Origin of the sequence: Bacillus sp. AFS098217, assembly GCF_002551815.1 — a bacterium.
In the GTDB taxonomy this organism is placed as follows: Bacteria; Bacillota; Bacilli; order Bacillales; family Bacillaceae_G; genus Bacillus_A.
In genome coordinates this window covers 1-22,836 of the sequence record NZ_NVPR01000057.1, presented here as the reverse complement: position 1 = coordinate 22,836, position 22,836 = coordinate 1, and the positions used below count along the sequence as shown (strand labels likewise).

The 22,836-nt window shown below is 37.0% G+C and carries 23 protein-coding genes and 1 other annotated feature; of the genes, 20 read left to right on the top strand and 3 right to left on the bottom strand.

Features of this window, described 5'->3' with window-relative positions; genetic code table 11:
* The first annotated feature begins 13 nt into the window (after positions 1-13).
* The 16 genes from minC (at position 14) to pheA (ending at position 15,347) form a co-directional block, all read left to right on the top strand.
* Entirely contained in the window at positions 14-700 is a 687-nt protein-coding gene (gene minC / locus COO03_RS15960; protein WP_097898103.1) for a septum site-determining protein MinC, read from the top strand.
* Positions 701-702: 2 nt separating this feature from the next.
* The gene (gene minD / locus COO03_RS15955; RefSeq protein WP_097898102.1) at positions 703-1,500 is read left to right on the top strand and encodes a septum site-determining protein MinD; all 798 of its coding nucleotides are present in this window, start codon (positions 703-705) and stop codon (positions 1,498-1,500) included.
* A gap of 175 nt (positions 1,501-1,675) precedes the next feature.
* Positions 1,676-2,419: a M23 family metallopeptidase gene (locus COO03_RS15950; RefSeq protein WP_097898101.1), complete on the top strand. Its 744-nt coding sequence runs from the start codon at positions 1,676-1,678 to the stop codon at positions 2,417-2,419.
* A complete protein-coding gene (locus COO03_RS15945; protein WP_097898100.1) occupies positions 2,412-3,272 on the top strand; it encodes a M50 family metallopeptidase in 861 nt (286 codons plus the stop codon). The genes COO03_RS15950 and COO03_RS15945 overlap by 8 nt, the downstream gene beginning before the upstream one ends.
* A 66-nt stretch (positions 3,273-3,338) precedes the next feature.
* Positions 3,339-4,727 (top strand): Rne/Rng family ribonuclease, encoded by a 1,389-nt coding sequence (locus COO03_RS15940; protein ID WP_097898099.1) that lies wholly within the window; start codon positions 3,339-3,341, stop codon positions 4,725-4,727.
* A gap of 77 nt (positions 4,728-4,804) precedes the next feature.
* Positions 4,805-4,882: a sequence feature (ribosomal protein L21 leader region), on the top strand.
* 14 nt (positions 4,883-4,896) lie between these two features.
* Complete coding sequence (gene rplU, locus COO03_RS15935; RefSeq protein ID WP_000270908.1) at positions 4,897-5,205, top strand: 50S ribosomal protein L21; 309 nt, start codon at positions 4,897-4,899, stop codon at positions 5,203-5,205.
* An 11-nt stretch (positions 5,206-5,216) separates the two neighbouring features.
* Positions 5,217-5,561, top strand: a complete 345-nt coding sequence (locus tag COO03_RS15930) for a ribosomal-processing cysteine protease Prp (protein ID WP_097898098.1) — start codon at positions 5,217-5,219, stop codon at positions 5,559-5,561.
* A gap of 3 nt (positions 5,562-5,564) precedes the next feature.
* Positions 5,565-5,855: a 50S ribosomal protein L27 gene (gene rpmA / locus COO03_RS15925; RefSeq protein WP_017150650.1), complete on the top strand. Its 291-nt coding sequence runs from the start codon at positions 5,565-5,567 to the stop codon at positions 5,853-5,855.
* Positions 5,856-5,919: 64 nt separating this feature from the next.
* A complete protein-coding gene (locus COO03_RS15920; protein WP_097898097.1) occupies positions 5,920-6,468 on the top strand; it encodes a sporulation initiation phosphotransferase B in 549 nt (182 codons plus the stop codon).
* Positions 6,468-7,754: a GTPase ObgE gene (obgE, locus tag COO03_RS15915; protein WP_097898096.1), complete on the top strand. Its 1,287-nt coding sequence runs from the start codon at positions 6,468-6,470 to the stop codon at positions 7,752-7,754. Before COO03_RS15920 ends, obgE begins: the two co-directional genes overlap by 1 nt.
* Before the next feature lie 135 nt (positions 7,755-7,889).
* Entirely contained in the window at positions 7,890-8,597 is a 708-nt protein-coding gene (locus COO03_RS15910; protein WP_097898095.1) for a response regulator transcription factor, read from the top strand.
* The gene (locus COO03_RS15905) at positions 8,587-9,669 is read left to right on the top strand and encodes a HAMP domain-containing histidine kinase (protein WP_097898094.1); all 1,083 of its coding nucleotides are present in this window, start codon (positions 8,587-8,589) and stop codon (positions 9,667-9,669) included. Before COO03_RS15910 ends, COO03_RS15905 begins: the two co-directional genes overlap by 11 nt.
* Positions 9,670-9,762: 93 nt before the next feature.
* A complete protein-coding gene (locus COO03_RS15900) occupies positions 9,763-10,539 on the top strand; it encodes an ABC transporter ATP-binding protein (RefSeq protein WP_097898093.1) in 777 nt (258 codons plus the stop codon).
* A complete protein-coding gene (locus COO03_RS15895) occupies positions 10,514-12,436 on the top strand; it encodes an FtsX-like permease family protein (protein WP_097898092.1) in 1,923 nt (640 codons plus the stop codon). The genes COO03_RS15900 and COO03_RS15895 overlap by 26 nt, the downstream gene beginning before the upstream one ends.
* Before the next feature lie 49 nt (positions 12,437-12,485).
* Positions 12,486-14,399: an FtsX-like permease family protein gene (locus COO03_RS15890; RefSeq protein ID WP_097898091.1), complete on the top strand. Its 1,914-nt coding sequence runs from the start codon at positions 12,486-12,488 to the stop codon at positions 14,397-14,399.
* 96 nt (positions 14,400-14,495) lie between these two features.
* Positions 14,496-15,347, top strand: a complete 852-nt coding sequence (gene pheA / locus COO03_RS15885; protein WP_097898090.1) for a prephenate dehydratase — start codon at positions 14,496-14,498, stop codon at positions 15,345-15,347.
* Between the two features lie 42 nt (positions 15,348-15,389).
* Here pheA and COO03_RS15880 read toward each other — a convergent pair whose 3' ends face one another.
* The 3 genes from COO03_RS15880 to COO03_RS15870 form a co-directional block, all read right to left on the bottom strand.
* Positions 15,390-16,037: an MOSC domain-containing protein gene (locus COO03_RS15880; RefSeq protein ID WP_097898089.1), complete on the bottom strand. Its 648-nt coding sequence runs from the start codon at positions 16,035-16,037 to the stop codon at positions 15,390-15,392.
* Positions 16,038-16,123: 86 nt separating this feature from the next.
* On the bottom strand, positions 16,124-16,666 hold the full coding sequence (locus COO03_RS15875; protein WP_097898088.1) for a transcription repressor NadR: 543 nt from the start codon (positions 16,664-16,666) through the stop codon (positions 16,124-16,126).
* On the bottom strand, positions 16,666-17,808 hold the full coding sequence (locus COO03_RS15870; protein ID WP_097898087.1) for an IscS subfamily cysteine desulfurase: 1,143 nt from the start codon (positions 17,806-17,808) through the stop codon (positions 16,666-16,668). The genes COO03_RS15875 and COO03_RS15870 overlap by 1 nt, the downstream gene beginning before the upstream one ends.
* A 168-nt stretch (positions 17,809-17,976) precedes the next feature.
* Here COO03_RS15870 and nadB point away from each other — a divergent pair, with 168 nt between their 5' ends.
* The 4 genes from nadB to safA form a co-directional block, all read left to right on the top strand.
* Positions 17,977-19,503, top strand: a complete 1,527-nt coding sequence (gene nadB / locus COO03_RS15865; RefSeq protein WP_097898086.1) for an L-aspartate oxidase — start codon at positions 17,977-17,979, stop codon at positions 19,501-19,503.
* 20 nt (positions 19,504-19,523) lie between these two features.
* Complete coding sequence (gene nadC, locus COO03_RS15860; protein ID WP_097898085.1) at positions 19,524-20,357, top strand: carboxylating nicotinate-nucleotide diphosphorylase; 834 nt, start codon at positions 19,524-19,526, stop codon at positions 20,355-20,357.
* A 31-nt stretch (positions 20,358-20,388) separates the two neighbouring features.
* Positions 20,389-21,495, top strand: a complete 1,107-nt coding sequence (gene nadA, locus COO03_RS15855) for a quinolinate synthase NadA (protein WP_097898084.1) — start codon at positions 20,389-20,391, stop codon at positions 21,493-21,495.
* 247 nt (positions 21,496-21,742) lie between these two features.
* A partial coding sequence (gene safA, locus COO03_RS15850) for a SafA/ExsA family spore coat assembly protein (protein WP_142316257.1) occupies positions 21,743-22,836 on the top strand: 1,094 nt, incomplete at its 3' end.

Here is a 22,836-nt window from a genome sequence, read left to right as displayed (position 1 = left end):
GGGGTGAACTTTAGTGGAAGAAAAAAAGCAACAGAATGTAACAATAAAGGGGACAAAAGATGGACTAACACTTCATTTAGATGATTGCTGTTTATTTACTGAATTGTTGCAAGAACTGGATGAGAAACTTTCAACCCATTATTACGATGGTGATGAGCGCTCATTAATTGAAGTGTATGTTAAAGTAGGAAATCGCTATTTGACAGAGGTGCAACAAGAAGAAATTCGTACCTTAATTCGCAATAAGAAAAATCTTGTTGTGGATTCTATTGAGAGTGATGTTATAACAAAAGCTGAGGCTATAGCTTGGAAAGAAGAAACAGAAATTGTCCCTATTTCCAAAATTGTTCGCTCGGGTCAAGTTTTGCATGTAAAAGGGAATCTATTATTAATTGGAGATGTTAATCCAGGCGGAACGGTTATCGCTGGGGGGAATATTTTTGTCATTGGAACATTACGAGGAATTGCACATGCTGGATATTATGGAGATACAGATGCTGTAATTGCGGCATCTGTTATGAATCCAATGCAACTTCGAATTAGTGATGTGACAATGCGGGCTCCGGAAGAGAAAGAAGACGGAGCAGAGACGGCAGAATGTGCGTATATTAATGAGAACAATCACATTGTTGTCGATCGCCTGCAACTTCTCACTCATCTTAGACCTAATTTAACAAAGTTAGAAAGGGGAATTGTATAGCTGTGGGAGAGGCAATAGTAATTACATCTGGAAAAGGCGGGGTAGGCAAAACTACAACGTCTGCAAACATTGGTACAGCCTTGGCATTATCCGGGAAAAAGGTATGTTTAATTGACACGGATATTGGTCTAAGAAATTTAGACGTAGTAATGGGGCTAGAAAATCGTATTGTATTTGATCTTGTTGATGTCGTCGAAGGTCGTTGTCGTTTACCTCAGGCTCTCATTAAAGATAAGCGCTTTGATGAGCTTTATTTATTACCTGCAGCACAAACGAGTGATAAATCCGCGGTAACACCTGAACAAATGGATGAGTTAATACAACTATTACGTCAAGATTATGATTACATATTAATTGATTGTCCTGCAGGTATTGAGCAGGGATTTAAAAATGCAGTAGCAGGTGCGGATAAAGCAATTGTTGTAACGACACCTGAAGTATCTTCTATGCGCGATGCGGATCGTATTATCGGGCTTTTAGAAAAAGAAGATATTGAACCACCAAAACTTGTCATTAACCGTGTGCGTAGTCATATGTTACATGAGCAAGATATGCTTGATGTAGATGAGATTGTACGTACACTTTCGATTGAACTACTTGGAATTGTCGAAGATGATGATGAAGTTATTCGTGCTACAAATACAGGGGAGCCTGTAGCATTGCAGCCAACTGGAAAAGCAGCGTTAGCTTATCGAAATATTGCAAGACGCTTGTTAGGTGAAAATGTACCATTACAAGCGTTTGAACGAGAGAAAGTATCCGTATTTACAAAGATGAAAAATTTCTTTGGAATTCGTTAGAAGCACTTCGCATATATGCGGAGTGCTTTCTTTTTTCTTCTCATGAATATCTTCCTGTTAGGGCTCATACATATGTACAAACTGTATAAAGTTACGCAAATAGATAACGGTGTCTACTTTGAAGTTTCACTTGATTTGTTAATTGAATAAAAGGTGAAAAAAGGAAGGGGACAGTATGAAGAATAGACGGGTAGAGGAAATTCGAAAACGGATTGCGAAGAGAAAAGAAGAACAAGAGAGGCTAGAGGAAGAACAATATTTCTCTGGAGAAAATTTTGATGGGGAAACGATATTCATTGAAGAAGGTGAAAAGGAGATTCATCCCCTTTTTCGTAAGGAAGTCTTTTTATTTAAGGTTTTACTATCCGCCATACTGGTTCTTTCAGTAGCCATTTTATTTAAAAATGCGCCCGCCCCTCTTAATGGAGCGCGAACTGCTGTAACGAAAGTGATGCAGGAAGAATTTCAGTTTGCGGCAGTGTCAAAATGGTATGAGGATCAATTTGGAAAGCCACTTGTATTTTTGTCTACGAGTAAAAAGAAGCAAGGAGCAGAACAAAAAGATTATGCAGTTCCAGCCTCTGGGAAAGTCATGCAAGGCTTTCAGAAAAATGGGCAAGGCGTATTTGTACAAACAGCTGCGGATGCAACTGTTGAATCAGTGAATGAAGGAGTTGTTATTTTTGCTGGCAAGAAAGACGGGCTTGGAAATACAGTTGAAATTCAACATGCGGATGGTACGGAATCATGGTATGGAAATTTAAATGAAACATCAGTGAAGTTATATGATTACGTTTCAAAGAAGCAAAAAGTTGGAACAGTCGGTAGTGATATGGATCATAAGAATGGTAAATTTTATTTTGCAATCAAAAAGAATGAAAAATTTATCGACCCGATTCAGGTGATTTCATTTGACTAAATATAGCGAAGTACTGTCAAAAATTACGATACATCCATTGTTCTGGGGGATTATAACCATTGGGATTTTTACGGCACGTTTTAAAGAATTATTACTTTTATTTTCCATTGTATTGATTCATGAACTTGGGCATGCATTCGCAGCGGCCCATTATAACTGGCGCATCAAGCAAATACAACTCTTGCCATTTGGTGGTGTGGCGGAGCTTGAGGAACATGGGAATAAGCCGTTAAAAGAAGAATTAGTCGTTGTGATGGCAGGGCCGATTCAACATGTATGGATGATTGGAATGGCATATATTTTATATCGAGCAGGATGGGTTAATGATGACCTGTATCATTTTTTTGTGTGGAACAATTTCATCATTTTAGGGTTTAATTTGTTGCCGATTTGGCCACTGGATGGCGGGAAAGTTTTATTTAATGTGTTATCACATCGATTTCCTTATTTACAAGCACATGAGAAAATGATGAAAATATCATGTGTTTTTTTTAGTGTGATATTGGGATGGCAGCTACTTTGGAATAGTAATAATATTATGATGTGGGTGCTTCTTCTTTTTTTAGCCCTTTCGTTATATCAAGAATGGAAGCAGCGGCGTTATGCATTTATGCGTTTTTTACTAGAACGTTATTATGGAAACAAGCGAGGTATTGAAAAGATTGCTCCCATTGAGGTAAAAACAGATGATCGGTTATATACGATTTTCACAAAGTTCCGCAGGGGGTATAAACATTCCATTATTGTTCATGGTAAATATAAAGAGCACTATACATTAGATGAAAATGAATTGCTATACGCGTACTTCACTGAAAAACGAACAACCTCATCTGTGGAAGAGTTAATTGGTTAGTGTTGACGATGACACTAACCTTTTATATTGTAGGAAGAAAAGAAACTGAAAAGTGAGGAAGGTATTTTGAAGACGTTATACATCAATTATACGGGTTCTGAAAAGAGAGTGGCTATAGAAGAAAAACAAAAGATTGTTGAGCTTTTATGGCAACGGAATGAAGATCAAGAAATTGTTGGACACATTTATGTTGGACGTGTTGTGCGAACGATTGCTGGGATGAACGCAGCATTTGTAAACATCGGTTTAGAAAAACATGCTTACCTTTCATATGATGATGTACCAGCGTCATATCGAGTACATGAAGGACAAGCATTGCTCGTGCAAGTGGTAAAAGAAGCGATTGATACAAAAGGACCGAAGCTAACAGCGAATGTAGAATTTACCGGGAAATATGTCGTTTATATGCCATATGATGAAATGCGTGCTGTTTCCCGGAAAATAAAAAGTCATAAGAAAAGGCAACAATTACTTGAAATTCAAGTAGAAGGAACGGGAGGATATATTTTTCGTTCAGCATGTGAAAAAGGTGCAATTGATGAAATACAAGCTGAAATGCAACATTTTCAAGAGCTATTTGAAGATTTAAAAAGAAAAGAGGGGCAAGGAAAGGCCCCGATACTTCTCCATCGCCCAGCAACTTTTTTAGATCGTGTATTTCAAGAGAATCCTATTGAATCGGTAGAAAAAGTAATTGTAGATACGAGAAGTATCGTAAAGGAATTGGAAGATAAAGTAGGAAAAGAAAAGGTGTCATTCTACAGTGAAAAGGCTTCTATGTTCAGTCATTTTCGCGTAGAGCGAGAAATTGAAAAAGCACTGCAAAAAATCGTATGGTTACAGAACGGTTCGTATTTAATTATCGAACAAATGGAGACGATGACAATAATCGATGTGAACACTGGTAAATTTACCGGGAAACAAAACTTACAGGATACAGTAGTACGAACAAATGAAATGGCTGCCGAAGAAATTGCTCGCCAGTTAAGGCTTCGTGATATTGGGGGTATGATATTAATTGATTTCATTAATATGAAAAAACAGGCTGATAAGGAGAAAATAAGAGAGAGCTTAATTACGGCTTTACAAGGGGACCGTACCTATACGAGAGTACTTGGATTTACCGAACTAGGTATTTTAGAAATGACACGTAAGCGCAAAAAACACTCGCTGCGTGATGTATTACTAGAAGATTGTTCACAGTGCAAAACGACAGGGTATATCATTTCTAATGAAACAATCGCATATGAGCTAGAAAGAGAGCTTATTACATATAGTCATGTAGAAGATGAAGCAGTGCTAATCGCAGCACCGAAAGAAGTACAAAAAGCATTTTCACATAAAGAATTACAAAAAAATATACCGTTTCAAATTTATTTTACAGATGAAGAAGCTGAGAAGTATGCGATTATTCGATTTGGAACGAAGCAAGAAATGATGAATCGAAAAAAATAGTTAGCAGAACATTTATTGACAATCGTCCATGTTTCATGGTAACATCTCTATGTTATAGTTTATAGCACCTAAACGGCTATATGCTACAACCGCACAAGACAGGTTCCTAAAAGGCAGTTCATGTCTACCTTGTGTTGGCGAGTCTTAGTAATTATGAGGAGGTGCAAGTATGTACGCAATTATCGAAACAGGTGGAAAACAAATCAAAGTTGAAGCTGGTCAAGAAATCTACATTGAAAAATTAGATGTTGAAGCTGGTGAAACTGTTACTTTTGACAAAGTTCTTTTCGTTGGTGGCGAAAACGTGAAAGTTGGTAGCCCAGTTGTAGAAGGTGCAACAGTTACTGCGAAAGTTGAAAAACACGGTCGCGCTAAGAAAATCATCGTTTTCAAATACAAAGCGAAAAAGAACAATCGTAAGAAACAAGGTCATCGTCAACCTTACACTAAGCTAGTAGTTGAAGCAATCAACGCTTAATTCTGGTTAAGATGATTAAAATTACGATAAGTCGCACGAAATTAGGAAGTATCCAATCATTTAGAATGACTGGACATGCCGATTATGCACCGCATGGACAAGATCTTGTCTGTGCTGCAACAACAGCGGTTGTGTTCGGATCTATAAATGCAGTGGAAGTACTTTGTAATGTGCAGGCAACTATTGAACTCGGAAGTGATGGCGGATTCTTAACGTATGAATTGCCTAATGATTTAGACGCTCATACGATGGAAAAAGCACAAACGCTTTTAGAAGGATTGGTTGTTTCGCTTAAGACGATCGAACTTGATTACGGAAAGTATATCCGTTTAATAGAAAAAGTGCAGGAGGTGTAACGTATGTTAAGATTAGATCTTCAGTTTTTCGCATCTAAGAAAGGTGTAGGTAGTACAAAGAACGGTCGTGACTCTCAGTCAAAACGTCTTGGTGCTAAACGCGCAGATGGTCAAATGGTTTCAGGTGGTTCAATTCTTTACCGTCAACGCGGTACAAAAATTTATCCAGGTGTTAACGTTGGTCGTGGTGGCGATGACACTTTATACGCGAAAGTTGACGGCGTAGTACGCTTCGAGCGTCTTGGCCGTGACCGCAAACAAGTGAGCGTATATCCTGTTGCTCAAGAAGCATAAGAAACTCACGGAAAACTCTAACCTGGGTGCAGGTTAGAGTTTTTCTATATTAAGGGGTATCTAAATGAAAGAAAAATGGACAATTATAGATGCGTTGCGCCATTCTAGACATGATTGGCTCAATCGTATGCAGATGATTAAAGGAAACCTTTCACTTGGAAAAGTGGAAGAGATTCATGAGCTCATCAATCGTTTTGTCCAAGAAGCGAGACAAGAATCCAATCTGATGGGGTTATCGATGCCTTTATTTTCAGAATGGATTTTAACATATAACTGGAAACAGCAACCGTGCTTATTGGAGTACGAAGTATTAGGGGAACTACATAACTTATCTCATTTCGATGAGGCCGTGTGTACATGGACGAATGGATTTTTCTCAATGCTTCAACATAGTTTAGACGTTTATGTTGAAAATTATGTTTGTATCACAATTGAATGTGACGCGGAGAATGCTCGTTTCTTTTTTGATTTTCGTGGCAAGCTAACGAATGTAGAAGAACTACAAATGTGGCTGTCAAACCAAAACAATGAATGGTATTCCATTTCTTATACAATGCGAGACGATGAAGTCTCGGTTATATTACAACCAATCGAAAAAAGTGTGGTGAAATAATGTTTGTAGATCAGGTCAAGATATATGTAAAAGGCGGCGACGGTGGAAACGGAATGGTTGCATACCGTCGTGAAAAGTACGTTCCAAAAGGTGGCCCAGCAGGTGGCGATGGCGGTAAAGGTGCAGATGTTGTTTTCGTTGTTGACGAAGGCTTACGTACATTAATGGACTTCCGCTACCAACGTCATTTCAAGGCTGATCGTGGTCAACATGGAATGAGCAAAGGGCAACATGGCCGTAAAGCTGACGATTTAATCGTAAAAGTTCCACCAGGAACAGTTGTAAAAGATGAAGCAACTGGTCAAATTCTTGCTGACTTAGTAACGCATGAGCAATCAGCTGTTATTGCAAGAGGTGGCCGCGGTGGCCGTGGTAACTCACGTTTTGCAACAGCTACAAACCCAGCGCCAGAAATCGCTGAGAACGGGGAACCGGGCCAAGAACGTGATGTAATCTTAGAATTAAAAGTATTAGCGGATGTTGGACTTGTTGGATTCCCAAGCGTAGGTAAATCAACATTATTATCCGTTGTATCATCAGCGCGTCCGAAAATTGCTGAATATCACTTTACAACAATCGTTCCAAACCTTGGTGTTGTTGAAACTGGTGATAACCGCAGCTTCGTTATGGCTGACCTTCCTGGACTTATTGAAGGAGCACATGCCGGCGTTGGACTTGGACACCAATTCTTACGTCATATCGAACGCACACGTGTTATCGTGCATGTGATTGATATGTCTGGTTTAGAAGGCCGTGATCCATATGAGGATTATGTAACGATTAATAATGAATTAAAAGAATACAATCTGCGTTTAACAGAGCGTCCACAGGTTGTTGTTGCGAACAAAATGGATATGCCAGATGCAGAAGAAAACTTACAAGCATTTAAAGAGAAAGTGGGAGAAGAAGTAAAAATATTCCCAATCTCAGCAGTAACAAAACAAGGTGTTCGTGATCTATTATTTGAAGTAGCAAACTTATTAGAAACAACACCGGAATTCCCAGTACATGATGTTGTAGACGAATCTGAAGCAAGTGTAATGTACAAATTTGAGACTGAAGGTGTTAAATTCGAAATTACACGTGAAAGTGACGGTACATTTGTCATTTCTGGTTATGACATTGAGAAAACATTCAAGATGACAGACTTCTCGCGTGATGAATCTGTACGTCGTTTTGCTCGTCAAATGCGTGGAATGGGTATTGATGAAGCTCTTCGTGCACGCGGTGCAAAAGACGGCGACATTGTAAAAATTCTTGAATATGAATTCGAATTTATCGATTAAGACTGCCAAAATACGGCAGTCTTTTTTATAATGGAGAAAGGAGTGTAATTTATAAGAAGGGTATATTGATTTTAGATGTCAGAAGAATCAAAGAAATAGTCACTCCGCAGTAAGATACAAGGGGAGAACGAGAGCATGTATAAAATATTAATTGTAGAAGATGACGAAAAAATTGCAGAAATATTAGAAGAGCATTTAGAGAAGTATGGCTATCAATCATTTCGAGCGACGGATTTACGCCATATAAAAGATGAGTTTGTGAAAGTGAATCCGCATTTAGTTTTACTCGATATTAATTTACCGTACTTTGATGGCTTTTATTGGTGTCGTCAAATTCGAACAGTATCTAACGCACCGATTATTTTCGTCTCTGCACGAACAGGAGAAATGGATCAAGTTATGGCAATTGAAAATGGTGGGGACGATTATATTACAAAGCCATTCCATTTAGATATTGTAATGGCAAAAGTAAAAAGTGCCCTGCGCCGTGGATATGGTGAATATGCTTCATCGACAGAAAGTGATTGCGTGGGCGTGAGTGGATTATTACTATTCCCATCACAACATACAGTAGAGTGGAAAGGGCAGCAAATAGAGCTTACAAAAAATGAGTTTTATTTACTAGAGTGTTTAATGAAGCAGGCGAATCAATATGTAACACGTGAAGAACTCTTAGAGGCGTTATGGGATGAAGTAGCTTTTGTTGATGATAATACATTAACTGTGAACGTAAAACGAGTGAGGAAGAAACTAGAGGAACTTGGAATTGAAAATGCAATTGTCACAAAACGTGGGTACGGTTATGCGCTTCTTACAGAGTGGGGAGAAGGACATGAAGCTTAAAAGTTACCTCGTGGATCGTTTTCCTTTAATCCTTTCTTATGTTGTAAGCCTTTGCTTATTTGGACTCGTATTACAGTTACAAAGTCTTTTAGAAAAGCGTCCACTTGATTGGAGTACGTGGCTATATGGACTTTTATTAGGGACGGTCGTGTTTATTTCATACCTCGTGTATGATTATCGAAAACGAAGTGTGTTTTTAAAGAGAATAGAACAATATATCATTGGCGGACATACGTTACATGACTCTTTACTCATTGATGCTTCTTATACATCGGAACAAGAAATGATTGTAGAAGCATTCACTTTGCTGAGACAGCAATATATGAATGAAGTTCATAAGCAGCATGCGAAAGAACAGCAGCAAATGATCTTTATGAACCAATGGATTCATCAAATGAAAACACCGGTATCAGTTATTGAATTATTGTTGCAGAAATTTGGAAAAGCGCACCGTGAAGCAAGGGAAACGGTTGAAAGTATACGAGAAGAAAATAACCGTATTTTAAATGGTTTAGATTTAGCATTGCATATGGCGAGGTTAGAGCAGTTTGCGAAAGATTATAAAGTAGAAGTAGTAAATGTCATAGATGTTGTTCGAGATATTATTAATCAAAATCGAAAGTCTTTTATTCAATCTTCTGTATATCCGAAATTGATGTTTGAAGAGGATACTTGTATGGTTGCATCTGACAGAAAGTGGATTAATATCGCAATTAGTCAAATTGTTGTGAATGCAATAAAGTATACAAAAATCTCTCAAGCAGATAAAAAAGAAATTCAGTTTCAAATAGAAGAGAAGGATCAGAAAATTTTATTACATATTCGTGATAATGGAATTGGTATCCCGAAGCAAGATGTAAAGCGTGTATTTGATCCGTTCTTTACCGGGATAAATGGCCGAAAAACGAGGGAAGCAACAGGAATGGGATTATATATTACAAAGGAAATTTGTGATAATCTTCATCACGGAATTGAAGCACAATCGACTGAAGGGGAAGGCACAACATTTACATTCCAATTTGCAAAAGACGAAGAATATCATGCTTTGACGAGAAAAATGACAAAATTGTAAGATAACAAATGGTTTTGTAAGGGAAATCACTCGTTTCTTTTTCTCGTTTTTTTTATAGTAAATGTAAGAAGAAAACGCATAGGGGGATTAGAAATGAGTGTTCTTGAAGTAAAAGGGTTAACGAAGGTGTACCAATCAAAAGGTTCAGTGGCAACGACCGCTTTAAACGATATAAACTTTAAAATTGAAGAAGGCGAATTTGTAGGAATTATGGGTCCGTCAGGAAGCGGGAAAACAACGCTTTTGAATTTATTAGCAACAATTGATAAACAAACATCAGGACATGTTTATGTAAATGGGGAAGAAATTAGTCAAATGCGTGCTGCAAAATTAGCAGAATTTCGCCGTACGCATTTAGGATTCATTTTCCAAGACTTTAACTTACTTGATACGCTATCTATTAAAGAAAATATTATTTTGCCACTTGTTATGGCGAAGAAATCTGTAAATGAAATTGATACGAAAGTACTAGAAATTGCGAAGTTTTTAAACATCGAAGGTATTTTAAACAAAAAAGTGTATGAAGTATCAGGTGGACAGCAACAACGTGCCGCAGCTGCACGTGCCATTATTCACGAACCTACATTAATTTTAGCAGATGAGCCGACAGGAAACTTAGATTCTAAATCAGCAAAATCATTAATGGGTGCTCTGCAAGATTTACATGAACAAAAGAAAGTGACAATTGCAATGGTAACGCATGATCCAGTAGCGGCTAGTTACTGTGAACGTATTCTCTTTATCCGTGATGGAGAAATTTTCTCGGAGATTCATAAAGGAAAAACAAAGCAAGCCTTTTTCCAAGAAATTTTGGATGTACTTGCGATGCTAGGAGGAGAATATCATGAACTTTCGCCAGCTCGCGCTTAATAATGTAAAAGGAAATTGGCGTAATTATAAAGCCTTTCTTATTAGTAGTTGTTTATCGATTGTAGTATTTTTCATGTATGCTTCCTTCATTTATCATCCAGATGTAGTGAGCGGAAATATTAGCATGAAGGCTATGGTTACAAAAGGGCTGGAATCAATGAACTATATCATTGTCATCTTTTCGGCACTGTTTATTTTATATGCTAATGCAACATTTTTACGAGCACGAAAAAAAGAATTTGGTTTATTAACGTTAATTGGTGGTACGAAAGCTCAGATTGGCCGCATGATTGTTTTAGAGCAAATGATCCTAGGGGTAATCGCAATTATAATAGGAATTGCACTTGGTATGCTTGGCTCAAAACTTTTCTTCCAAGCGTTAAGTGTATTACTTGGCATTGATAAAACACTTCCGCTCGTATGGAATGGAAAAGCAGTTTTCATTACAGCTGGTGTATATTTCGTTCTCTTTTTCATCCTATCATTATTTGGTCTTTGGACGATTGCACGTTTACAAATTATTGATTTATTAAGAGAGGCAAGAAAACAAAAAGTAGAGCCTTTTGCATTTACATGGTTATGTGTAGCTGGTGTAGGATGTATCATTGCTGCATATGTACTTTGTTTCCAAGTTACAATTATGAATTTCCTTATGTTATTTTTACCGATTGTAGGACTTACAATTGGGGGAACGTACTTACTATTTACACAAGGTAGCACTGTCATATTAAAGGCGTTACAGAAACGAAAAAAATCATATTATACATATCCAAATATGTTTGTACTTAGCAATCTTATTTATAAAATGAAAGATAATGCTCGCTTTCTCTTTGTTATTTCAATTATTACAGCGATTGTTTCTTCGGCAATTGGTACGCTATATGTATTCTTTGAAGATATGAGTTATAAAACGGTAACTCAAACGCCACATGCTATTTCATATGAGGAAAAGGGAGTAAATACGCATAACATTATTAGTGAAGAAAAAGTACAAGGATTATTAAAAAAGCATGGGTTTGAAGATGTGCGAAAAGTAGCCTACGTAAAACTGCCTGCAACGCAGAAAGTAACGTTTTTTAACAGTGAACATGAAGTACCAACGACGATTATTTCAGAAAAAGAATATAATGCGGAAGTACGCAAACAAAAGAGGGAAGAAGTTAGAGAAGTTCATAACACACCAGGTAGTGCGACGATGGTCATGAGTGATATGACAAATGATATGGTGAAGATAGATCGTACGAAACCCTATGAAATTACAATTAATGGACAAAAACAGTCGGTTCAGTTAAATGAACCAACTTCATATTCTATTTTTAATGATGACGAATATCTTATTGTGAATGATCAAGATTTTGAAAAATACGCAAAGCTCGTACCGGATGAAAAAAAGATGAAATATTATGGTTATTATATTGAAGATTGGAAAAGTACAGAAGATCTTGTGCTAGATTTGAAAAAGGAAATTGCACCAGAACAACAAGAGAATTTCCATAATTCCGTTCTTATGTATAAAGCGATAAAGGAACAAGGTGCAATCACAATGTTCATCGGTTTCTTCGTAGCGGTACTGTTTTTCTTCTTCGCTTGCAGCCTGACATACTTTAAATGGTTTAACGATAAAGAACAAGATCGTATTCAATTTAAATCATTAAAGCGAATTGGAATGACAGATAAAGAAATTCGTAAAATTGCAATTCGTCAAATGGGAGTTATCTTCTTTATCCCAATTGTTATTGGTGCTATTCATAGCGGATTTGCTCTTCATACATTAGGGAAAATGCTTTATATAGATTTATGGAAATCAGGTGCGATTGTTATTGGAGCATATATGTTAGCTTCGGCAATTTACTTTGCAATTGCACAAAGAGGATATTTAAAACACGTAAAAAGCTAGGGGAACCTCTAGCTTTTTACGTGTGTAACAAGTTACAGGGGGCATGTAGATGAATGTTCGGCAATTAGCAATACAAAATATAAGAGGAAATTGGCGTAGTTATAAAGTATTTTTCTTGAGTAGTTGTTTTGCTATATTTGCTTCTTATGCGTATATGTCAGTAATTGTACATCCTTATATGCAAGAAACGATGTGGTATCAAAATGTACGATGGGGACTCACTATATGTAATGTCATTATTATTTGCTTCTTTATTGTATTTATTTTGTATTCCACTTCTATTTTCATAGAGGCACGTAAAAAAGAATTAGGATTATATATGTTAATGGGGGCGACGAAGTCTAATTTAATTGGCATGATAATGACCGAACAAATGTTGGTTGGGTTTTTTGCTAACGTTTTCGGTATTGGAATTGGCATGATATTTTTAAAGCTCTTTTTCATGGTATTTAGTATGCTACTTAGACTTCCAAAAGAATTAACTCTTATTTTTGATATAAAAGCTATTTTTATAACGTTTATTACATATACAAGCGTCTTTTTCGTTTTATCATTTGTAAGTGCTTTGCGTATATGGAATATAAAAGTGATTCGTCTATTAAAAGAATTTCGAATGGATAAAAGGGAAGCGAAAATCTCAAAATGGCTTTGTTTATTTGGATTTTTCTGTTTAGTGATTGGGTATAGTTTAGCTCTCCAAACGACGATGTTAACGATGGGATTATACTTTATTCCAGTTGTTATATTAATCTCTGTTGGAACATACTTTTCATTTACACACGGTGCTACACAAATATTAGAAATGATAAAACGAAATAAAAAAATAATGTATACGTATCCGTATTTGTTTATAGTAAATCAACTATCATATCGAATGAAGGAAAATGGTCGTTTCTTTTTCCTTTTATCTATGGCAACGACGGTTGTTGTTACAGTAACGGGGACGGTGTTCTTATATTTTTCAGGTATGGAAGAGATGTGGCGCGGAGGAGGAGCACAATCGTTTTCATATATAGAAAAAGGGGTTAAATCTCATGAGATTTTTGATAAAGGTACCATTGAAAATTTATTACATAAACATGGGTTTCATAAATTCCGCTATACGAATTTTGTAGGATTACAAACAACATTTCAGTCTAATAATAGGGAAAATACAGAGGCAACTATAATAAGAGCGAGTGATTATAGTAAAGAGGCAAAAGAGCAAGGACAGAAGAGTTATCATCCACAAAGAGGAACCGTTACCCTTGTTTATTATAATAAGTATAATGGACCAGTTTTATATAATAAGAAAAAGATTCAATTAAATGTGTTTGGACAAACGTTAGAGTATACATTTAACGGACAAAAAGAAGGAATGCTATTTAACAATCATATCACTCAAATGAATGGAATATTTTTCGTTATGAATGATCAAGATTTTAATAGTATAGCAAACACAATTCCTGATTCTGAAAAAATTATATATCGAGGTTACACATTAAATAATATTGAAAATACAAAGAACTTAAACGAAGATTTACGTAAACATATGAAAAAAAATCAGGATGGTGCATTCCGAAATAATATGGAATTGTATGTGAATATGAAGGAAGTTGGAGAATTTACTTTATTTGTCGGTTCGTTTATTAGCATATTATTCTTTCTCGCATCATGTAGCATTGTATATTTTAAATGGTTTCATAATATTTCATCGGACCGTAAGCAATATCAATCCCTCTCTAAAATTGGAATGACGAAGCAAGAAGTATGGAAAATTTCTCGTTGGCAATTAAGCATGTTATTCTTTTCGCCTATTGTAGTAGGGAGTATGCATAGTGCGGTTGCGTTATATACGTTCCATAGGACAGTTTTTATGGAAGGCTCATTTCAAAAAGTATGTGTTGTAATTATGTTTTATCTTTTGGCATGCGCTATTTATTTCTTCTTCGGCCAAAAAGAATATATGAAACATATAGACTAGCAAATGCTATTCTTTTTGAAATATTCGAAAATTACGTAGAAAAATATAAATATTCATGGTATAACAGTAAGAAAATGAAAAAGAGGGGAAAAGACGATGATTCGAGTTGGATATTTAGGACCAGAAGCAACATTTACAAATATGGCGGTGAGTCGTTTTTTTCCGGAAGCAGAGCATGTACCGTATCGAACGATTCCAGATTGTATGGATGCAGCAGCAAATGGAAATGTGGATTTTGCAGTTGTACCGTTAGAAAATGCGATAGAAGGTTCTGTTAATATTACGGTTGATTATCTTGTGCATGAGCAGCCGCTTTTCATCGTAGGAGAAATTACAGTGCCGATTCAGCAACATTTACTTGTGTATCCAGATCATGAAAAAGCGTGGAAAGAAGTGTATGCTGTACATTCTCATCCACATGCAATTGCACAATGTCATAAGTTTTTAAATGAGGAATTAAAAGGTGTAACAGTTTGTGATATGACATCGACAAGTGCTGCGGCGCAATATGTGAAAGAGCATCCAAAAGAAAAAATCGCTGCAATTGCAAATGAAACGGCAGCGGAAAAGTATGGCTTAACAATTGTGCAGCGTGATATTCATACGCATAAAAATAATCATACGCGTTTTCTTGTGTTACATAAAAAACAAAGAGCATTGCTCAAGAAAAATGGAGAGAATCGTGGAGAGAAAACGACGCTTATGATAACGTTACCTGCTGATTATGCAGGGGCGCTTTATCAAGTGTTATCAGCTTTTGCATGGAGAAAATTAAATTTATCCAAAATCGAATCCCGTCCGATGAAAACGGGACTTGGCAACTACTTCTTCTTAATTGATGTTGATAAGGCATACGATGACGTTTTGTTGCCAGGCGTGACGATGGAGCTTGAGGCACTTGGTTTTTCTGTTACAGTGCTTGGGAGTTATTCATCATATTGGTTGTAATTATAAAAGGATCCCGCCAGATAAAAGGTGGGATCTTTTATATTATTTCAATTTTGCGAGACGATCTGTTAATTGTTCACGCCAAACTTCTGCTAGTTCTGAAACAGCAAGAATCTTTTCCAGTGCCTCTATATCTTTCCGTCTATGAAAATATATTTCGTTAGAAAATAGAACAGAGACTTGATTTGGATGACGCTCTAGCAGTTTAATTTGTGAGTCTTTACGCACAATACCTTCTTGAAGAACGCGGCATAAATAGCCGGTATATCCAGTTGCCACAATGCGCGGTAAGATGCCAGGGATACCGAGTCGTTTTGAAATGGTACTACATGGTATTCTAGCTTGTGTCACTTGAATGATTGCTTCGCCTAATTGATATGTATCACCGATGAAAACATCGCGTTCTAACATATTTATAACAGTAATGTTTTCACCAAATGTAGAAGAAGGAAGCGTTGTTTGAAATTCTTGTTCCCATAATGCGTAATGTTCATGTGGATAGACGCAAACAGCACGATCCGGGCCACCGTGATGCTTTAAGTCAGCTACATCATCACCAAGGAATCCGTCTTTAGAGAGGAAGGCTTCTTCTATAGGCTCTTTACATATGCCCGTCGTCATTTCTTTGTCTTCGTTATACTGCATTTGTTTTGGTTTACCGATGCTAAAGTGAACGAGTTCAATTCCCATATGTAGTCTCCTTTACAATTGTTTTCAATATTATACCACCTTATAAATAAAAGCACAGAGAATGATGAAAACCTCTGTGCTTTATATTAATAAACGAGAAATCCAGCTCGATCTAGCGCGTCGCAAGCAGCATTTAATTTTTCTCTAGAATCTGCTTCAATTGTATGTAAGTGAATACCACCTGTTAACTGTGAGAGATAGGAAGCATTTGTATCCTCAATCTTTTGTAAATATTGTTCAACATCAAAGCGGTTGCTTACCATAATAGAGGCTGTTAAGTCACCATATACAGGATGCTCTACCTTTACGTCTTTAATTGTAACTCCGTGATCGACAAGCATGATTAGTTCTTGGCGGACTTCTTCTGGCTTATGTTGGCAGACGATGACGCGTTCAAAAGCCTGCTGTTTTGTCTGTGGCTTTAAATATAAGTACCCTTGTGCAGTTGCGATAATTGGCTCGTTTCGCGCTTTTAGTAAGGAGATATCTTGTACAATGACTTGTCTGCTGACATTTGTCTTCTTAGATAATTCACCCCCGGATAACGGCTCATTAGCCGCAAGGAGCCATTGCAGGATGAGTTGCCTTCTTTCTTCACCTAAAATCTTCTTTTGATCATTTTGTTTCATTATGAGTTACCACCTCTATAAAATGGATTTCTAATTGTTTGTAGTGCATGAATGGTCATATCAATTTGTTCTTTTGTTGTGTGATGCCCAAATGAAAAACGGACATACTGTTTTGCCTCTTCATACGTTTTCCCAACTGCAAGTATTGTTTTTGAAGGTTCTTGTTTACCAATCTGACAAGCACTTCCCGTTGAAATGGCAATGCCGTGACGGTTACATTCTAACATCGTGTACTGTCCTTCTATTCCTTTTATTGTAACCCCAATAATGTGTGGTAAACAAGCAGTAGAATGTCCTTCTACTTGAATTTCCAAAGAAAGTGATTGCAATTTATCAATAAAGTAAGAGCGTAATTGTTTGAAACGAGCGTATTCCTTATCGCGATTATCTAATATATGCTCTGCTGCTGTCAGAAAAGAAGCGATGCCTGGGACGTTGACTGTACCAGGACGAAAGCCTCTTTCATGAGACGCTCCTGGGAACACTTGTCCCCAGCGAACTTGCGGATTGATATAGCAAGCTCCTACACCTTTTGGCCCATAAATTTTATGCGCTGAAACAGAAAGACTATCAATTTGCATCGCTATCACATCGATTGGAAGTTTACCAAATGTTTGAACACAATCTGTATGAAATAAAATATGGTGTTTTTTTAAGAGTGCCCCAATTTCCGAGATGGGCTGAACGGTTCCAATTTCAGAATTTCCATGTTGAATACTTGCTAGAACAGTATCTTCTGTAATGGCTGCTTCTAAAGCATCTAGATTAATAAGTCCGTATGTATCAACGGGCATTTCAGTAATTGTATATCCTTGCTGCGCTAAAGAGTGAAAGTAGCTGTGAATGGATGCATGCTCCACAGGGGTCGTAATAATGTGTTTACCGCTTCTAGCATTTAAGAGTGATTGGATCGCTAGATAATTAGATTCTGAACCACCACTTGTAAAAAAGACACCCTGTTCCTTCCCGCCAATCATCTCTGCAAACGTTTCTCTGCAAACTTGTAGTAAAGATGCAGCTGATCCACCTATATCATGTAAACTTTGTTCATTACCAAAATATTGTTCCGCTGCCTTTGTATATGTATCGATTGCTTCTTTGCTCATTGGTGTTGTTGCCGCATAGTCAAGATATATCATAATATGTAGTCCTTTCTATAGTAGAGTTACATGCATTTTTTATTTTTAAGTAGTATGAGAGTTTCTGTAAGTTTCGTAATGAATGAATTAAAAAACTCTTGTCATTATTTTAAAACTATGTAAATATAGGTGTCAAGACAGTTGTAAAGTATAAGCTAGGAGGCAATGATCATGCCAAGTGCAGATGTTTTAATCATTGGAAGTGGTGTTGCAGCACTTAGTGTTGCGAAAGAGATTTGTCACAAAAAGAATGTGATAATTATCACAAAGAAAACGCGGCGCAATAATAATACGCATTTAGCTCAGGGAGGAATTGCAGCAGCTGTAGCTACATATGACAATGCGAATAATCATTATGAGGATACGTTAGTGGCAGGTTGTAATTATAACAATAAAGAGGCAGTTCGTTATTTAGTTGATGAAGGTCCGAAAGAGATTCGTAAACTGATCGCAAATGGTATGAAATTTGATGGAGATGAAAAGAGGCCTCATCTTGGTAAGGAAGGTGCACATCGAAAACGACGTATTTTACATGCGGGAGGAGATGCAACAGGAAAAAATTTATTAGAGCATTTGATTCAAGAAGTAGCTCCGTATGTTACAGTCGTGGAGCAAGAAATGGTGCTCGATTTAATAATAGAAAATGATACATGTATAGGTGTTTTGACTCGCGATTGTGAAGGAAACTTGCAGCGTTATTATGCTGACCATACTGTATTAGCTACAGGTGGTATTGGCGGTGTATACACTTTTACCTCTAACGATGAAACGATTACGGGCGATGGACTCGCAATTGTATACCGGGCTGGTGGAGAGCTTGTCGATTTAGAGTTCGTACAATTCCATCCAACAATGTTATATGTAGACGGGCGTTGCTGTGGGCTTGTGTCTGAAGCGGTGCGCGGCGAAGGGGCTGTCCTTATAAATAGAAAAGGACAGCGTTTTATGATGGATGTACATCCGCAGCGTGATCTTGCACCGCGCGATGTAGTAGCACGTGCTATTCATGAACAGATTCTTGCTGGCGAAAGTGTGTACTTAGATATTTCTTCGATTCAAAACTTTAAGCAGCGTTTTCCTACTGTGTCGTCATTATGTAAAAAGAATGGTGTATATGTAGATCAAAGTAAGATTCCAGTTGTACCAGGTGCTCATTTTCACATGGGCGGTGTGAAAACGAATTGTGACGGAGAAACATCAATTGCTCATTTATATGCTGTGGGTGAAGTAGCTTGCAACGGTGTCCATGGTGCAAACCGATTAGCGAGTAATTCATTGCTAGAAGGACTTGTATTTGGTAGACGGATTGGGCAACATATTTTAGCTCATCCAGCACAAAGGAACATAAGTGATAGTAAAGGGATACAAACAAGTTCTGCAATTGCTCAGTTACCAACGAAAAAAGAAATACAAGAACATATGATGAAGTACGTTGGAATTGTTCGGACAAAGCAGAGTTTATTGCATGCGAAGAAATGGCTTAATCAGTATGGTATGCAACACATGCAATTACAATATGATGGCCTTACAAATAAAGAAATAACCATTATAAACATGCTAACAGTCTGTGAGTTGATGACAGAGGCAGCAATGCGAAGAAAAGAGAGTATAGGTGGTCATTATCGTAGTGATTACCCAGAAAGAAATAAAGTGATGGAAGAAATTATTCTTGCAAAAAGAAAATCACAACTTGCGTAACGAGAGGAAAGAGGGGTTTTATGAACACGTTAAAAGTTAGAGAAGCATTAAATCGATTTTTTCTAGAAGATATAGGGGAAAGAGATGTAACGTCGCAGCTTATTTTTCCGGATAATTTAGAGGCAAAAGGAACATTTCTTGTGAAGGATACAGGTGCATTTGCAGGTACAGCGGTAATCGAGCAAGGATTTCGATTAATAGATGATAGAATTCAGGTCGAATTTTATAAAAAAGATGGAGATTTCGTAGAGAAAGGAGAAATTTTGGCAACTGCACAAGGTCCAATTGCCTCGTTATTAACAGCAGAGCGCGTTATATTAAATGTAATTCAACGTATGAGCGGTGTAGCAACAATGACGCGTAGCGCTGTTCTTACATTAGACAGTAATCATACGCGTATTTGTGATACAAGAAAAACAATGCCAGGACTTCGTATGTTTGATAAATATGCGGTTGTATGCGGAGGTGGATTTAATCACCGCTTTGGATTATACGACGGTGTCATGATTAAAGATAACCATATCGCTTTTGCAGGATCGATTACAAAAGCAGTCGCATCTGTGAAAGAAAAGCTTGGACATATGGTGAAGGTAGAAGTGGAAACAGAGACAGAAGAACAAGTGCGAGAAGCTGTATCGGCAGGTGTGGACATTATTATGTTTGATAACCGTACACCAGAAGAAATTCGAGAATTTTCTATGATTGTACCTAGTGCCATTGTAACGGAAGCATCAGGTGGTATAACAATTGAAGATTTATCAAAATACGGAAAAACAGGGGTAGATTATATTTCGCTTGGATTGTTAACACATTCAGTGAAAGCTTTAGATATCAGTTTCAATATTGAAGCGTAAGGAGAAAGCGGATTAGAGGGGGAGATTACTGATGAGTATTTTAGAGAAGGTTCAGCCAATTGAAGCGCTGTTACCAGAGCGGTATCAGACAATGTCTGTGCAGGAGATGGAAGAGCGTGTTCATGAAATTAAAGAAAGATTAGGTAAAGAGTTATTTATTCCGGGACATCATTATCAAAAAGATGAAGTTGTTCAGTTTTCAGATGCTGCTGGAGATTCATTGCAACTTGCACAAGTAGCAGCGAGTAATAAGGATGCCAAATATATTGTGTTTTGTGGTGTGCATTTTATGGCAGAAACAGCTGATATGTTAACGACAGCTGAGCAAGTAGTTATTTTACCAGATATGCGTGCAGGTTGTTCTATGGCGGATATGGCAGATATTGAACAAACAGAAAGGGCATGGAAAGAACTTACAAAGTTATTTGGGAATACGATGATTCCATTAACATATGTGAACTCTACCGCAGCCATTAAAGCATTTTGTGGCCGTAATGGCGGTGCAACAGTAACGTCTTCAAATGCAAAAAAAATGGTGTCTTGGGCATTTACGCAGAAAGAGCGTCTAGTCTTTTTACCAGATCAACATTTAGGAAGAAATACAGCATATGATTTAGGGATTCCACTTGATAAAATGGCGGTTTGGGATCCGCATACAGATTCATTAGAGTACGACGGAGATATTGAGGATGTAAAAGTAATTTTGTGGAAAGGACATTGTTCTGTTCACCAAAATTTTACTGTGAAAAATATTGAAAGCGTAAGAAAAAATCATCCTGATATGAATATCATTGTTCATCCAGAATGCTGCTATGAAGTTGTTGAAGCTTCTGATTATGCTGGATCAACAAAATATATTATCGATAGGATTGAACAGGCGCCATCTGGAAGTAAATGGGCGATTGGTACCGAGATGAATTTAGTGAACCGGATTATTCATCAGCATCCCGATAAGGAAATTATTTCATTAAATCCTTTTATGTGTCCTTGTTTAACAATGAATCGTATTGATTTACCACATCTGCTTTGGGCGTTAGAAATGATAGAGAGGGGAGAACAAGTCAATGTCATTCAAGTAGACAAACAAGTCACAAAAGAAGCAGTTCTAGCATTAAATCGTATGTTAGAGCGTGCTTAAAAGCAGCGGGGTTCCCGTTGCTTTTTTATTGCATATAATCATAACTAGGAAGAAATAGGCATACATTGTGTTGAGGAAATCATTGTAATTTTTATATACTTATTCCACTTTGAACAATAGTGAAAATGTAAGAAGTGCTAAAAAGTGAATTGTTTGTAAAAGCAGTATTGATAAAGTTTGGTTTTTAAAGAAAGTATTCCTTCAAAGTGTTTTTATTTATAGATAAGTTATACAGGAGGGGGAAAATTTGAAAATTCATATCGTGCAAAAAGGGGATACCCTTTGGAAAATTGCGAAAAAGTACGGAGTGGATTTTGAAACGCTGAAAACGGCGAATACACAGCTCAGTAATCCAGATCTTATTATGCCTGGCATGAAAATTAAAGTACCATCAGGCAGTGTTCATGTGAAAAAAAATGTGGGTGCTGGTTCAGCCCCTCCGAAAGAATATGTGAAGGAAGTACAACAAAAAGAATTTGCAGGCACACCTAAGCCACTTGGGATAGAAGAGGAAGAAGAAATGACGTATCAATCCGCACCAATTACGCAGCAGCCAGCCATGCAGCAAACTCAAAAAGAAGTACAAAAAGAAAAACCAATTCAAAAGGAAATGCCAATCCAAAAAGAAAAACCGATTCAGAAGGAAGTACCAATTCAAAAAGAAAAACCTGTAGAGAAGCTACCTGCTGTTGAAAAGCCAGCTGTGATTGAAAAACCACCAGTTGTTGAAAAGGTAGAAAAGCCAGCAGCAAAAGAAAGTACAAAGTTTTCAGTAAATATATTGCCGCAACCACCGCAGCCGCCTATTAAACCTGCAAAAGAATATAAAATTTCAGATGTAATAAAAAAGGGAAGCGAGTTAATTGCTCCTCAAATTAATAAGATGAAGCCAAATAACATAATTGCTTCGAAAACGAAAAAAGGAAATGTAAGTAATATAGTGTCACCACAAGTACAAAAAGAAAATGTAGGTAACATGGTGTCACCACAAATGAAAAAGGAAAATGTAAGCAATATAGTGTCACCGCAAGTACAAAAAGAAAATGTAAGCAACATGGTGTCACCGCAAATGAAAAAAGAAAATATAAGCAATATAGTGTCACCGCAAGTACAAAAAGAAAATATAAGCAACATGGTGTCACCACAAACGAAAAAGGAAAATGTAAGTAATATAGTGTCACCACAAGTACAAAAAGAAAATGTAGGAAATATAGTTGCACCACAAGTACAAAAGGAAAATGTGGGCAACATAGTTGCACCAAATGTAACAAAAGAAAATCTTATCATTCCGCAAGTCTTGCCACCGAATATTACGATGCCAATGATGGAAAACAACCAGAT

Coding starts and splice junctions, on each gene's coding strand:
- COO03_RS15950 (WP_097898101.1), top strand. CDS start 1,676: ATGAAGAATAGACGGGTAGAGGAAATTCGAAAACGGATTGCGAAGAGA.
- rplU (WP_000270908.1), top strand. CDS start 4,897: ATGTACGCAATTATCGAAACAGGTGGAAAACAAATCAAAGTTGAAGCT.
- COO03_RS15930 (WP_097898098.1), top strand. CDS start 5,217: ATGATTAAAATTACGATAAGTCGCACGAAATTAGGAAGTATCCAATCA.
- rpmA (WP_017150650.1), top strand. CDS start 5,565: ATGTTAAGATTAGATCTTCAGTTTTTCGCATCTAAGAAAGGTGTAGGT.
- COO03_RS15920 (WP_097898097.1), top strand. CDS start 5,920: ATGAAAGAAAAATGGACAATTATAGATGCGTTGCGCCATTCTAGACAT.
- obgE (WP_097898096.1), top strand. CDS start 6,468: ATGTTTGTAGATCAGGTCAAGATATATGTAAAAGGCGGCGACGGTGGA.
- COO03_RS15910 (WP_097898095.1), top strand. CDS start 7,890: ATGTATAAAATATTAATTGTAGAAGATGACGAAAAAATTGCAGAAATA.
- COO03_RS15905 (WP_097898094.1), top strand. CDS start 8,587: ATGAAGCTTAAAAGTTACCTCGTGGATCGTTTTCCTTTAATCCTTTCT.
- COO03_RS15900 (WP_097898093.1), top strand. CDS start 9,763: ATGAGTGTTCTTGAAGTAAAAGGGTTAACGAAGGTGTACCAATCAAAA.
- COO03_RS15895 (WP_097898092.1), top strand. CDS start 10,514: ATGAACTTTCGCCAGCTCGCGCTTAATAATGTAAAAGGAAATTGGCGT.
- COO03_RS15890 (WP_097898091.1), top strand. CDS start 12,486: ATGAATGTTCGGCAATTAGCAATACAAAATATAAGAGGAAATTGGCGT.
- pheA (WP_097898090.1), top strand. CDS start 14,496: ATGATTCGAGTTGGATATTTAGGACCAGAAGCAACATTTACAAATATG.
- COO03_RS15880 (WP_097898089.1), bottom strand. CDS start 16,037: ATGGGAATTGAACTCGTTCACTTTAGCATCGGTAAACCAAAACAAATG.
- COO03_RS15875 (WP_097898088.1), bottom strand. CDS start 16,666: ATGAAACAAAATGATCAAAAGAAGATTTTAGGTGAAGAAAGAAGGCAA.
- nadB (WP_097898086.1), top strand. CDS start 17,977: ATGCCAAGTGCAGATGTTTTAATCATTGGAAGTGGTGTTGCAGCACTT.
- nadC (WP_097898085.1), top strand. CDS start 19,524: ATGAACACGTTAAAAGTTAGAGAAGCATTAAATCGATTTTTTCTAGAA.
- nadA (WP_097898084.1), top strand. CDS start 20,389: ATGAGTATTTTAGAGAAGGTTCAGCCAATTGAAGCGCTGTTACCAGAG.